Here is a 13,985-nt window from a genome sequence, read left to right on the forward strand (position 1 = left end):
AATAACTAGGAGTTAACATGTTTAGTAAAGATATGACTATTGCCGATTATGATGCGGAATTGTGGAATGCTATTAAAGGTGAAGAACAGCGCCAAGAAGATCACCTTGAACTGATCGCATCAGAAAACTACACCAGCCCACGAGTAATGCAAGCGCAAGGTTCGCAATTAACCAATAAATATGCCGAAGGTTATCCCGGAAGACGTTATTATGGGGGTTGTGAGTATGTTGATATTGTTGAAAAATTAGCAATTGAACGGGCTAAAGCTTTATTTGGTGCTGATTATGCTAATGTGCAACCGCATTCAGGTTCACAAGCTAATTTTGCCGTTTATATGGCACTTTTAAATACAGGCGATACGGTTTTAGGTATGAACCTGTCTGAAGGTGGGCATTTGACGCACGGTTCGCCCGTTAGCTTTTCGGGTAAACTTTATCATGTTGTGGATTATGGTGTTGATGATTCAGGGCGTATTGATTATGACAAGTTAGTTAAAACAGCCCAAGAATCTAAACCTAAAATGATTATTGGTGGATTTTCGGCTTATTCTGGGGGGGTGGATTGGCAACGTATGCGTGAAATCGCAGATAGTGTGGGCGCTTATTTGTTTGTGGATATGGCGCATGTGGCAGGGCTAGTTGCGGCAGGTGTTTATCCAAATCCAGTTCCTTATGCTCACGTTGTTACTACTACAACTCATAAAACTTTAGGTGGTCCTCGTGGCGGTTTGATTTTGGCTAAAGGTGGTAGTGAAGAATTATATAAAAAGTTAAATTCGGCTGTCTTTCCAGGAGCGCAAGGTGGTCCTTTAATGCATGTAATTGCCGCTAAAGCAGTTGCGTTAAAAGAGGCGATGGAGCCTGAGTATAAAATCTATCAACAACAAGTGGTGAAAAACGCTAAAGCTATGGTCGAGGTGATTTTGCAACGTGGCTATAAAGTAGTTTCTGGCGAAACACAAAACCATCTGTTTTTAATTGATTTAGTCGATAAAAATATTACAGGTAAAGAAGCTGATGCGGCTTTAGGTAGTGCTAATATTACCGTTAATAAAAATAGTGTACCAAAAGATCCACAAAGCCCATTTGTAACATCTGGTGTGCGTATCGGTACGCCGGCTATTACTCGCCGAGGCTTTAGAGAAGCCGAGTCGCGAGATTTAGCTAATTGGATTTGTGATGTTTTAGATAATATCGATGACGAGCAAAACATCCAAGCTGTGAAAGAAAAGGTGCTTGCAATTTGCCGTCGTTTGCCGGTTTATCAGCATTAATGGTTGTTTCATTTCGCCGACGGTTGTCGGCGAAATGGTTTTTTGCTTTTATTTACCAATATTGGCATTTGTGTCAGTTTTGTTTTGGGTTTGTGCTTGTTTGTGCTGTTCGATATAGCGGTCAAGGTAACCTTCATGCCATAACCAGCCTCCTGTAACTCCAATACTAAGTAAAATTGCTAACCAAAAAATAATAACTAATTTGTTGTGACGTTGTTTCATTGGATCGTGCAAATTACGTTTTGCATTGGTAGGGAGCTGGGCTTTGCTAGTGAGCAAGCTTCCTAGCATTAAATTAATTTTGACTTGCCCATTAATTGCCCAACCAGATGCTTCTAGTAATGGCCCAAGCGTTCTTCGACGTAATTTTAACCATGCTAAAATAACAGAAGGTCCTGAAATAATTAGAAATAACCCAATAAAAACTAAAGGTACTTGCCACCAAGCTAGTGCAAAAATGGCTTGGAATATTGTGGCTAATGCTGTGCCGATTGCGCCAATGGCTAAACCAATTGCAGCAAAAATCCCTACACTTTTACCAATATCAAATTTATTAGCTGGATTTTGTAGTGCTTGTTCACTTGATTTTTCAACATCGGCATCTTTGCTGCTTGCCCATTTGTTAATTTGTTCGGTAATCACACGTCCCATACGTTGATAAGGAGCCCAAATTGCTTGTTGGATGCTGATTGGCTTAGTGATTATTTTAACAACATTGGCGTCCCAATCGTTACCTTTATTGTCAATAAACACACCATTGCGACCTTCAATTAATAAATCACCTTGTCCTGCTGTCATTGCTGCTGCAATTAGCTGTTTTTCTCCATGTCTAGTGCATTCACAATAAAGTAAACAGAGTTCAGAATAATTTGCCATGGTTGTGTGTTTGGCAATATTATCGACCGCAACGCAAAGTGTTGCACAGCGGCCATCAATGTAGAGTTTACCAAGTTGAAATGCTGCTCGTGTTTCAGGCTGGAAGAAGTCTGCAAAAGAGGCAAAGTTAACTAGTAAACGGTAAAGATGTTTATGAAATAGGACTAATTTTTCTAGCACTAGAATATCTGAGGCAGATATTGGTGTTTGATTATCTTGTTCAACCATTTTCTCAAATTCGGTCAGTAAATCATTGTTAGCTAGGTTGGTAATGATGCTAATAGGAATATCATCTATATTGGCCGAAGGCTCAATTTCAACGGTTAATTGTGCCATTTCGGGCTTAGTGCTAATAAGTGTGGTATATGCTTGCAAGCTTTGTTGTATATTTTGCCATTCTTGTTGTGTTAGTTGGTCTGGGTTGGATAATGATGATTCTATTAATGCCTTAAATCGGCTGATTTTAGCTTTCCAAAGTGGATTTAGCCCATTGACTAGATCTAGAGTATCAGTTGTGTCGATTTTGGATAGCGGCAATTCGGCTAATTCTTCTTCAGATAGTAATCCGTTTTGTGTTGGTACAATATATTTTTCGTCGACATTAAGTGCCGTTTGCGCTTGAGGGGCGTATTGTGCTAATTCAGCACGTAAAAAATAATCATCAATTTTGGGTTTTAATAGCTGAATTATTTTCCAAATTTCTGCGGTATTTTCACCAAATGGGGTTTGCGTATTACTTATTTTTGTTTGCCATTGTAACCAAGTTTGTAGATTTTCAACAAAGGTGGTTGCTATGTTTAAATCAATGCCATCTTGCCCACTCATATCTTTTTGTGCACCAGTAGTTTTGATTGCTGTTGTAATAAACATTTGCATGTTTGGTGACAATTCGCTTGATGGAGGAAAGATCAAGTCACCATTATAAAGTTTGTCAGCATTGATTTTTATTGATTGTTGTATATCATCTTGTGTTAAATAATCCACATTTTTTTTATTTAAGCTAGCTAAAATGCTTTGTGCGGTGACCGATAATTTTTTTCCTTGCGGGGTCGATGCGTTAATTTGTGATAATGGTAATGTTTCACTTGTACTTAAGATACTATCAAATGAATTGATTTTATCGCAAGTCCAGCTAATGGCATCTAAAATATCAGGTATGCGAATACGTCCGTCATTATCTGAATCGAGTAGAGATAAGGTTCGTTCATCAAAATCCAACCCTGTTGTTGGGCAACTTAAAGCCACCCATAATTTAGGATCTAAATCAGGTAAATTGATAATATCACTGGCACTTTTAAATACGACTTGATCAAGCCCACCAACACGTTGAAATGTCCACATATGGCTCATAATAATCTCCACACAGAAATTTAATAATATTTTTACTAATTAATATATCAGTATTTATCTTTTTTGATAGAACAGAACAGTGATTTCTAGTATTTGTAAGATCTATTGGTTTATCTTTTGTATTTGCTTTAGTTGCCTTTGGTAACTTTATGATAGAATAATGTCTTATTACTTAATATCTAAATAAAAACCACCAATAACTATGTCATTAATTAATCTTACCAATGCTTATCTTTCATTTAGTGATGCGCCCTTGCTTGATCATATCGATATGTCTATTGAGCCAAACGAGCGTGTTTGTCTTGTTGGCCGTAACGGTGCTGGAAAATCGACTTTACTTAAAGTTTTAAATAAAGAGGTGCCATTAGACGAAGGGCAAATTATTTATGAAAATAATGCGATTGTTTCACGATTGCAACAAGATCCTCCCCGTGATGTGCAAGGTAGTGTGTTTGATTTTGTGGCTGAAGGATTACACGAACAAGCACAGTTATTACGAGATTACTATGATTTAGCATATCGCGTTGAGCTCGATCCTTGCGAAAGTAACTTAGATAAATTAGCTAAAATGCAAGAACAGTTAGATCATCAAAATGGTTGGCAATTAGATAGTCGTATTCGTAATGTTATTTCTTCATTATCGCTTGATGGTGATGCGTTGTTGTCTTCGTTATCGGGTGGGTGGTTGCGTAAAGCCGCATTAGCCAAAGCGTTGGTTTGTCAGCCAACAGTTTTATTGCTTGATGAACCAACCAATCATTTGGATATTCAAACCATTAAATGGTTGGAAGATTTTTTGAAAAGTTTTAATGGCAGTATCGTGTTCATTTCCCATGATCGTTCGTTTATTCGTCAAATGGCAACGCGTATTATTGATTTGGATCGAGGTAAAATTGCGTCTTGGAGTGGAAATTATGATAACTATTTGCTTGGTAAAGAAGAAGCATTGCGTGTTGAAGAGTTACAAAATGCTGAATTTGATAAAAAATTAGCTCAAGAAGAAGTCTGGATCCGACAAGGTATTAAAGCTCGTCGTACTCGTAATGAAGGGCGAGTGCGAGCATTAAAAGCAATGCGCCAAGAATATAGCAAGCGACGCCAAGTTATGGGTAGTGCTAAAATGCAAATTGAGGAAGCATTACGTTCAGGAAAAATTGTTTTTGAGCTTGAAAATGTGACATATCAGATTGAGGATAAGTTACTAGTTAATGATTTTTCTGTACAAGTATTACGTGGTGATAAGATCGCTCTGATTGGTCCTAATGGTATTGGTAAAACAACTTTATTAAAACTGATGTTGGGTAATTTGACACCAACATTAGGTAGTGTGCATTGTGGCACAAAGCTTGAAGTTGCTTATTTTGACCAATATCGTCTCGAACTCGATCCTGAAAAAACGGTGATGGATAATTTAGCCGAAGGTAAGCAAGAGGTCATGGTTAATGGCCGATCACGCCATGTACTTGGTTATTTACAGGACTTTTTATTTCCGCCTAAACGTGCCAGAACTCCTGTACGAGCACTGTCTGGAGGGGAGCGTAATCGTTTATTGCTGGCTAAACTATTTTTAAAACCTAGCAATTTATTAATACTTGATGAACCGACCAATGATCTTGATATTGAAACATTAGAATTGCTAGAAGAGTTAGTGAATGATTATCAAGGAACTGTCTTGTTGGTTAGTCATGATCGGCAATTTGTTGATAATGTGGTCACTCAATGTTGGTTTTTTGAAGAAAAAGGCCATATTGGTGTTTATGCTGGTGGTTATGCCGATGCTCTGCAACAACAGCAGCAGGCACAACCAGTTAAAGTAACGACAGTTAATAAACTTGAGCAACCTAAAAAAGAATTAGGTGCTACTAATAATCAAAGTAGTGAGCGAACCGCTAAAAAGAAAGTTAAACTGAGTTATAATGAACAACGAGAATTGGCACAATTACCAAGCAAAATAGAACAATTAGAATTAGAGATTACTGATTTACAAGCACAAATTGGTCAAAGTGACTTTTTTAATCAAACTCATGAAATTACTAGTCCAATTTTACAATCTTTGGCAGATAAAGAGGCTGAATTAGAAGCTGTTTTTGAAAGATGGGAACAGTTAGAGTCTTTAAGTAAATCATAAGGTAAATGTTAGTATTTTTCAGCGTTATTTATTTGTGTTATAAAATAAATAATGCTGTTTCCTTACCCTAAGGTTTTTATATAATATTTTTTACATAACCCTTTTTTAAATAACCGTTTTATTATTCCATAATTTTCTAGATAAAAAGTAGAATAATAATAGTGCGATGAGGACAAAACACGCACCAACATAACCAATGTAATCAATTGAAAGTAAAATTAATACCTTACTGCCTATAAAAGCACCGCCTCCTATTCCAATATTGAAAATACCAGAATAGACTGAAGTGGCTATATCTGTGGCATCGGGTGCGGCATCAATTACTTTGCTTTGCATAACCATTCCAATAATTGTAATGGAAAGCCCCCAAATTAAACATTGAATGATTGCAGTATAAAGCGTGAATGAACATACATAAAGCGATAATAAGCAAGTAATCAGTAATAGCATAGGGATGATGAAAATTGCGGTTGGATTCTTTTCAGCATATTTTGCAAAAATAACGCTACCAATCATTCCAGAAAAACCTACAACTAATAATAAAAGGACGATAACATTTTGGTTAAATCCACCAATATTCTTCATGAATGGCGTAATATAGGTATAGGCAGTAAAGTGACCCGCAATAATAATGGCAATTAATAAATAAATGTTTAGCAGTATTGGGCGTTTTAATACTATTGGAATATCTTTGATAGAGATAATATCCATGCTTGGTACAGTAGGCAATAAGCGGAGTAGTAATATCATCACGCAAAAAGCGATACCAGCAATACATAAAAAAGTCACGCGCCAGCCAACGAGTTGTCCTATGATGGTGCCAATTGGAATACCTAGAATGGTTGCCATCGATACGCCAATAACAATAAAGCCCATTGCTTTAGCTTTTTTACCATTGGGCGCTAACCGAACTGCAAGTGGTGTTGTAATTGCCCAAAATACCGCATGTGCACAAGCAATACCAATTCTTGCTATCATTAAACTGTAAAAATTCCATGCGACTCCAGCTAAAATATGACTACCTATAAATAGACAAAATAAAAGGATAAGTAGCTTCCTTCGTTCCATTTTTGATGTTAATACTGTGAGTGGCAATGATAATAACGAAACAGCCCACGCATAAATAGTGAGTAATAATCCAGCATGGGCTACGTCCATTGAAAAGCTTTCAGCAATATTGGGTAATAGCCCGACAGGTACAAATTCCGTTGTATTAAAAATAAATGCCGCAAATGCAAGACAAAGAATTGATGACCAAACCCGAGATCGGTTAATACTATTATTCATGATTAAGATTTTGGAGGGAATATTAGATTACTTTTGATTATAACTGAATATGTTTGTCTATTAAATAGTTGCTAAGAATAAATCTTAAACTTAATCGCCACCAATATTAGTATTTGAGGGCGATGTTTCATTATAGCGATTTATTCTAGTGCTTTAACTGCAGCTAGGGCTTTGTCATAATCAGGTTCAGAAGAGGTTTCTTTGACATATTCCACATAAACAATTTTGTCGTTTTTATCAATGACAAATACAGATCGAGAAAGTAATCGCAACTCTTCAATAACAACTCCATATTTTAAACCAAAGTTGAGTTCTTTATGATCTGAGGTGACTTTAACGGCATCAATACCTTCAGCAGCACAGTAGCGATTTAAGGCAAAAGGTAAATCGACGCTAATTGAAAATATCACTGTGTCTTTTAATTTTGCCGCTTCGACGTTAAAGCGATGCACTTGAGCACTACATACTGAGGTATCAATGGATGGAACCGAATTAATAATTCTGATTTTACCTTTAAAATCGGACAATTTAATGGGCTCCATTTTTAAATCTTGCACGATAAAATTGGGCGCTGTGTCGCCAACTTTAATTTGTGTGCCTAACAAAGTAATAGGTGCTCCGCGCATGGTGATTTCATTAACTCTTTTTTGCATAACAGTTTCCTTAGTGTTGTAACTAATAACGTTGTTTCGATAGAGTGAGCTTATTAAAGTTTTACAGCTTTATTTACTATAAATTTAGCATTATTCAGCTGTCATATTCATATTATGCTAGATTTGATAATTTATCCAATGAATAACATTTTTGATTACTCAATTTAGTGAGCAATAATAAGTCAAAAAATTTCAATAAAAATAAATGTGATAGTTATCACATATAAAAAATTTGTTTGTTTATTAATAAAGAAATTATTTTTATGATTAACTAAGCTATTAATTGGTGAATGTTGTTAAATAACCACATTGATATGCTTAAAATAAGAAATATTTATTACTTATTTATCTTATAGGGCAATTAATCTATTTAAATAAGCAGGTTAGTTATCATAAGTTGTTGGTGTTGGTTACCGAGAATTATAGTGCTTTTTAATAAGGAGACTTATATGCAAAAAATCTTTGTAAACAGTATTATTATGTGTGTCTTAATATCTACAAATGTTTATGCCAATAATATTAAAGATGTGACGACTAATCCACAAGATTTTTACCTTACAGAAAATCAATCGCCTAATAGTTTATTTTTATTACCTCCTCCTCCTTCTTTTAATAGTGTTGATTTTCTTAGGGATAAAGCGATGTACGATTGGGGTAAGTCACTTCGTAATTCTGAACGAGGACATCAAGCTTATTTAGATGCTGATTCTAGTAAGGATAATATAGCCAAACAGTTTTCCTCCTCTTTTGGATCTGAAATTTCTATAACTACAACTCCCGAGATTTATAAACTCATTACTACGATGAAAGAAGATGCCGGTGATCTGGCGACTCGTTCTGCTAAAAATTTTTATAATCGAGTTAGACCATTTTCTTTTTTTAATGAGCCAACTTGTCGTCCAGAAGATGAAAAAACATTATCAACTAATGGCTCTTATCCATCAGGTCATACTACAATGGGATTTGCTATTTCGCTAGTACTTGCTGAAATCAATCCAGAGAGACAAAATGAAATTTTTAAGCGTGGTTATGAAATAGGCGAAAGTCGGGTAATTTGTGGTTATCATTGGCAAAGTGATGTCGATGCTGCAAAGATTATGGCAGCGGCTGTTGTGGCTCAGCTACATACAAACTCGGAATTTACTCAACAATTAATTAAGGCGAAGGAGGAGTTTAGTCATTTAAAATAGTAGATACTGATTGGTGTCATATTGATTATTATTTGAATTATTTATTGAAAAATGCTGGATTATTTACACATTATTATTTAAATTTCATCTTGATATATTGGCTATTATATTTAGTAGCCAATATATCGATTTTAAATTTATATAGTTTTAAAAGGGATATCAGGCAAAATCGCTTCACCTTGCCAATATAACTCACTAGCAATACTTCCTGCTATTTGATAATAAAGTTGGCTAAATTCGCTATCAGGGTGGTTAATAACAGTGGGCTTTCCTGTATCAAGATCTTGGCGTAACATTTTTTGAAGTGGAATTTGCCCTAGCAATTTGGTTTGATATTGCTCAGCTAAATGTTTTGCGCCACCTTCACCAAAGATGGCCTCATGATGTCCACAATGTTCGCAAATGTGGTAACTCATGTTTTCAATAATTCCTAGTGTTGGGATGTTTACTTTATTAAACATGGTAATACCTTTTTTTGCATCGATTAAAGCAATATCTTGAGGAGTTGTGATAATCACAGCAGCAGTAACTGGAATGTTTTGCGCTAGGGTTAATTGGATATCCCCTGTGCCTGGAGGCATATCAATGACAAGATAGTCGAGTTCTGGCCAAAGCGTATCTTGTAAAATCTGTAATAGTGCTTTACTTGCCATAGGTCCACGCCATACCATAGCACCATTAGGATCAACCAAATAACCAATGGAATTACTAGCAAGCCCATATGCCATGATTGGTGTCATATGTTTATTATCGGGTGTTAATGGTTGCTGGTTTTCTGTACCTAGCATGGTTGGGATCGAGGGACCATAAATATCTGCATCTAAAATCCCTACTTTCGCCCCTTGTTTTTGTAAAGCTAGCGCAAGATTGACAGCTGTTGATGATTTGCCCACACCGCCTTTTCCTGAGCTTATCGCGATAATGTTTTTTATATTATTAATGGCATTTTGGTTATTAGCACGTTTTAAAGTAGCAATTTTATATTCAATATGCCAGTCAACTTCATTAACGCTGTTAAGTTTAAGCAATTTTGGAGTGGTTATTTTTTTCAATTCTTCAAAAGTAGATTGCCAAGCGAAAGGCATTGTTAAATTTATAGTTAAGTGGTGATTAACTATTTCGCATTTTTTTATTGCTCCAAGTTCAAGTAAATTTTTTTGTAGAGTTGGATGAGTAAAATTTTCAAGAATTTTTTTTACTTCAGTGTTCATTGTGGTTATCTCTTTATGCCTTAGTATTTATACTCGTTTTATTTCCAATTACCTTGCATTAAAAGCGTAAAATACCTTAAATAATAAGGCGGTAAACAGTAAATTGGTTTACCCTCATAAAAAATGATTATTTTCTGTTTTGAAATATGAATTGAGTATATAAATTTTATCAAATTATGGCATAAATCTAGCGATAATCCCACGATTGATGTACTATTTCTGCCATTATGTAAAAAAGGGTAATAAATCAACATGACAACTCAACGCAAAATATTGGTGACTTGTGCACTTCCTTATGCCAATGGTGCAATTCACTTAGGTCATATGCTAGAACACATTCAAGCTGATGTATGGGTACGCTATCAACGTATGCGTGGTAATGAGATCTATTTTATTTGTGCTGACGATGCCCATGGCACGCCAATTATGCTAAAGGCTCAGCAATTGGGAATTACTCCAGAGCAGATGATTAGTGAAGTCAAAACCGAACATCTACGTGATTTTTCTGGCTTTAATATTAGTTATGATAATTACCATTCAACACATAGCCCAGAAAATCGTGAGATATCAGAGCAAATTTATAAGCGTTTGAAAGCGAATGGTTATATTAAAACTAAAGTTATTTCACAGCTATTCGATCCTGAAAAACAGATGTTTTTACCTGATCGCTTTGTAAAAGGCACTTGCCCACGTTGTAAAGCGCCTGATCAGTATGGTGATAACTGTGAAGTGTGTAGTGCTACTTATAATCCTATTGATTTAATTGACCCTAAGTCTGTGGTTTCGGGCGCTACGCCGATTTTAAAAGAGTCTGAACATTTCTTTTTTGATCTACCTGCTTTTTCAAATATGTTACAAGAGTGGATTCGCTCAGGAACATTACAAGATCAAGTTGCTAATAAAATGCAAGAATGGTTCGAATCAGGCTTACAACCGTGGGATATTAGCCGTGATGCACCTTATTTTGGATTTGAGATCCCCGATGCGCCTGGTAAGTATTTTTACGTTTGGTTAGATGCACCAATCGGTTATATGGGATCTTTCTTAAATTACTGTAATAAACAAAATAAACCAATTTTTGATGAGTTTTGGGACAAAAATTCAAATACAGAACTTTACCATTTTATTGGTAAAGATATCGTGTACTTCCATAGTTTATTTTGGCCAGCTATGCTTGAAGGTAGTGAATATCGTAAACCATCGAATATTTTTGTTCATGGGTATGTCACGGTTGACGGCGCAAAAATGTCTAAATCACGCGGTACTTTTATTCAAGCAAGTACCTATTTAAAACATTTAGATCCTGACTGTTTGCGTTATTATTATGCCGCTAAACTATCATCACATATCGATGATATTGACTTAAATTTAGAAGACTTTGTTCAACGTGTAAACAGTGATTTAGTCAACAAGGTCGTTAATATTGCTTCGCGTTCGGCTGGTTTTATTTATAAACGCTTTGACGGCAAATTATCAGATAAAGTGGCAGAGCCTGAACTGTATTCCTTGTTTGTTGAAAAAGCAGAAGTGATTGCTGACTACTTTGAACAACGCGAATCAGGCAAAGCAATTCGTGAAATTATGGCACTTGCTGACGAAGCTAACCGCTATATTGACGAAAAGGCACCTTGGGTGGTTGCTAAACAAGAAGGGCAAGATCAAACATTGCAAGATATTTGCTCAATGGGAATTCACTTATTCCGCATCTTAATGACCTATTTAAAACCAATAGTGCCTTCATTGGCTGAACGTACAGAAGCATTTTTAAATAGCAAATTAGAATGGAATACTATTGCTAATGCGTTAACTAGTCATAAAATTAACCAGTTTAAAGCCTTATTTAATCGTATTGATATGGATAAAATTACAAACATGATTGAAGAAACAAAACAACAAGCTGCATTAGCCCAACCGGCAAAACCTAAAGTTGCTGAACCTATCGCCGAGACGATTAATTTTGACGACTTTGCTAAAGTCGATATGCGCGTTGCTTTAATTAAACATGCTTGCTTTGTTGAAGGATCCGATAAATTACTTCAATTAACGCTTGATATTGGTGACGAAACCCGTAATGTGTTTTCAGGTATCAAGCAGTTTTATCCTGACCCAGAGGTGTTAATTGGGCGTTTAACTATTATGATTGCTAACTTAGCTCCTCGTAAAATGCGCTTTGGTGTTTCAGAAGGTATGGTGCTTTGTGCGAGTGGTAAAGGTGATGATGAAGGTGTGTACCTACTATCACCAGATAGTGGCGCTAAACCAGGAATGCGAATTTCGTAATTGATACCTTTATTATAGAAGTCACATCTTAACAAGTTAATATGCTTGTTAAGATGTTTCCGATAACTATGTGTTTCAGTATAAAAATTGCTTATTTGATAAATAATTGTAGCTTTTGTTTTTTGGGGCTGTTTTTTTATTATAAATATGTTGCCATTCCAATTTTGAATTTATGTCGTTTGAGGGTACTGATGGTTGGTTGCTTAAACTTTTTAAAAAGCCTATAAAAGCCTTTCCGTTTACACTTAGAAACCTATTCCATATCTGGCGCCCAATTTCATTTAAACACCATTTTTTGATCGAAGTAAATAAAATTTCACTTTAAATCAATATGCTATATTTTTCTTTTTATCCTGAAATTGGCAATCAAAATAACGATTGCCAAAGCTCAATTTTGTTAAAATTCATATTTTACTGTTTGGTTTAACATTACTTGTAAATTCATTATTTTCTTACTTTTGATTTTCTGACGGATTTCCTGAATAAGGAAATATGCTGTCTTTTAGTGAAAAAGAGAAATCTTTAGTATTAATCTCCCCAATAATTTTGTTGCTATCGTATAAAGCCTGTAAAAATTCGGCCATTTGCTTTGCTGTATGGTACTTTGTAAAAGTTGCATCGTAGTTGTATTCACTAACATTATTGGCTTTTTCACCAAATTCCGTTTTTGTTGCAGCAGGAGCCAATACCTTTGCGGTTAATTGTGCGTTAGCTTGCTTTAATTCCTGTGCTAGCCCTTCAGTAAAAGCATTGACATAGAATTTTGTTGCGCAATAAGTTACCGCATTAGGAACGAGAGTATACCCGCCTCGGGAGGAGATGTTTATTAGTTGTGTTTCGGGTTCATTTTGATATTTACGTACATACAGTGTTGAAAAAATCGTTAGGGTTTCAATATTTAAATGAAGCATTGATTCTATTTTTACTAAATCTTGATCGCTAACACTGCCGTAATGACCAAAACCGGCATTATTAATCCATGTTTCAATAAAATAGCTGTCTAAATCATTAAAAAGGGAATAAGCGTTGGTTGGTTGTGATAAATCACAAAGTTTTATAATTACGTCTAATGCTGGGGCAATTTTTGCAATTTCTTGTTGTAAAAGTTCCAAATTTTCTTGTCTTCTTGCAATAACAATAAGGTTTTTATTTCGTTTTGCAAAAGCAATAGCGGCAGCATAACCTATGCCTGAACTAGCACCTGTTATGGCGGTATATTTTTTATGTGTATTGGTCATTTTTATTTCATCTAATATTTCAAATATCTGTATTTAATTAAAATCATTCAACCTATTGAATATATGATAAATGTAACTAACGTGTTTTTATCTCTAGAATTACTTAACATAACTTGATAACCTGCGCGCATAAATAATGTTGTGTAGGCTTTGTAAATACCCCAAACTTAATACACAACTCACGTAGAAAATTAAGCTGCCTGTTTTAATGTTTTATACTCGATCGGCGTCATATTATTTAGTGCTTCATGAGGCCTTTCGGTGTTATAAATCGTTAACCATTCTTCGGTTATTCTCCTTGCTTGCGCTAGGTTGTTAAAAAGATATAAATCTAACACTTCAGTTCGATAAGTCCGATTAAATCGTTCAATGTAACCATTTTGATAAGGGCTACCGGGTTTGATGTAATCTATAGTTATACCATGTGTTTTTGCCCAATTAGTAAACGTGTTTCCGGTGAATTCTGGTCCATTATCGACTCGTATTTTTAATGGATAC

10 protein-coding genes are annotated in these 13,985 nt (G+C 35.4%); 4 read left to right on the top strand and 6 right to left on the bottom strand.

The window, feature by feature from the left end; all coding sequences use genetic code 11:
* Positions 1–17 precede the first annotated feature (17 nt).
* On the top strand, positions 18–1,274 hold the full coding sequence (glyA, locus tag A9G43_RS07130) for a serine hydroxymethyltransferase (RefSeq protein WP_065607816.1): 1,257 nt from the start codon (positions 18–20) through the stop codon (positions 1,272–1,274).
* Between the two features lie 48 nt (positions 1,275–1,322).
* On the opposite strand, the gene A9G43_RS07135 is transcribed toward glyA, so the two are convergent.
* Positions 1,323–3,500, bottom strand: coding sequence for a phage holin family protein (locus A9G43_RS07135; RefSeq protein WP_065607818.1), 2,178 nt, complete (start codon positions 3,498–3,500; stop codon positions 1,323–1,325).
* A gap of 202 nt (positions 3,501–3,702) precedes the next feature.
* Here A9G43_RS07135 and A9G43_RS07140 point away from each other — a divergent pair, with 202 nt between their 5' ends.
* On the top strand, positions 3,703–5,628 hold the full coding sequence (locus A9G43_RS07140; protein ID WP_065607820.1) for an ABC transporter ATP-binding protein: 1,926 nt from the start codon (positions 3,703–3,705) through the stop codon (positions 5,626–5,628).
* A 105-nt stretch (positions 5,629–5,733) separates the two neighbouring features.
* Here A9G43_RS07140 and A9G43_RS07145 read toward each other — a convergent pair whose 3' ends face one another.
* Positions 5,734–6,915 (bottom strand): sugar transporter, encoded by a 1,182-nt coding sequence (locus tag A9G43_RS07145; RefSeq protein WP_065607822.1) that lies wholly within the window; start codon positions 6,913–6,915, stop codon positions 5,734–5,736.
* Between the two features lie 140 nt (positions 6,916–7,055).
* The gene (gene tpx, locus A9G43_RS07150) at positions 7,056–7,568 is read right to left on the bottom strand and encodes a thiol peroxidase (protein ID WP_065607824.1); all 513 of its coding nucleotides are present in this window, start codon (positions 7,566–7,568) and stop codon (positions 7,056–7,058) included.
* A 449-nt stretch (positions 7,569–8,017) separates the two neighbouring features.
* Between tpx and A9G43_RS07155 the strand changes: the two genes are divergently transcribed.
* Positions 8,018–8,758, top strand: a complete 741-nt coding sequence (locus A9G43_RS07155) for an acid phosphatase (RefSeq protein ID WP_065569444.1) — start codon at positions 8,018–8,020, stop codon at positions 8,756–8,758.
* A gap of 137 nt (positions 8,759–8,895) precedes the next feature.
* On the opposite strand, the gene apbC is transcribed toward A9G43_RS07155, so the two are convergent.
* Positions 8,896–9,969 carry an iron-sulfur cluster carrier protein ApbC gene (apbC, locus tag A9G43_RS07160; protein ID WP_065607826.1) on the bottom strand — a complete coding sequence of 358 codons (1,074 nt, stop codon included), beginning with the start codon at positions 9,967–9,969 and terminating at the stop codon, positions 8,896–8,898.
* Positions 9,970–10,221: 252 nt separating this feature from the next.
* Here apbC and metG point away from each other — a divergent pair, with 252 nt between their 5' ends.
* On the top strand, positions 10,222–12,249 hold the full coding sequence (gene metG / locus A9G43_RS07165; protein ID WP_065607828.1) for a methionine--tRNA ligase: 2,028 nt from the start codon (positions 10,222–10,224) through the stop codon (positions 12,247–12,249).
* Positions 12,250–12,701: 452 nt separating this feature from the next.
* On the opposite strand, the gene A9G43_RS07170 is transcribed toward metG, so the two are convergent.
* Together A9G43_RS07170 and A9G43_RS07175 are read right to left on the bottom strand one after the other, a co-directional pair.
* Entirely contained in the window at positions 12,702–13,487 is a 786-nt protein-coding gene (locus A9G43_RS07170; RefSeq protein ID WP_065607830.1) for an SDR family NAD(P)-dependent oxidoreductase, read from the bottom strand.
* Positions 13,488–13,678: 191 nt separating this feature from the next.
* On the bottom strand, positions 13,679–13,985 hold a 307-nt coding region (locus A9G43_RS07175; RefSeq protein ID WP_141673986.1), incomplete at its 5' end, for an integrase core domain-containing protein.

This window comes from Gilliamella sp. Occ3-1, from assembly GCF_001690655.1.
Lineage (GTDB): Bacteria > Pseudomonadota > Gammaproteobacteria > Enterobacterales > Orbaceae > Gilliamella > Gilliamella apicola_P.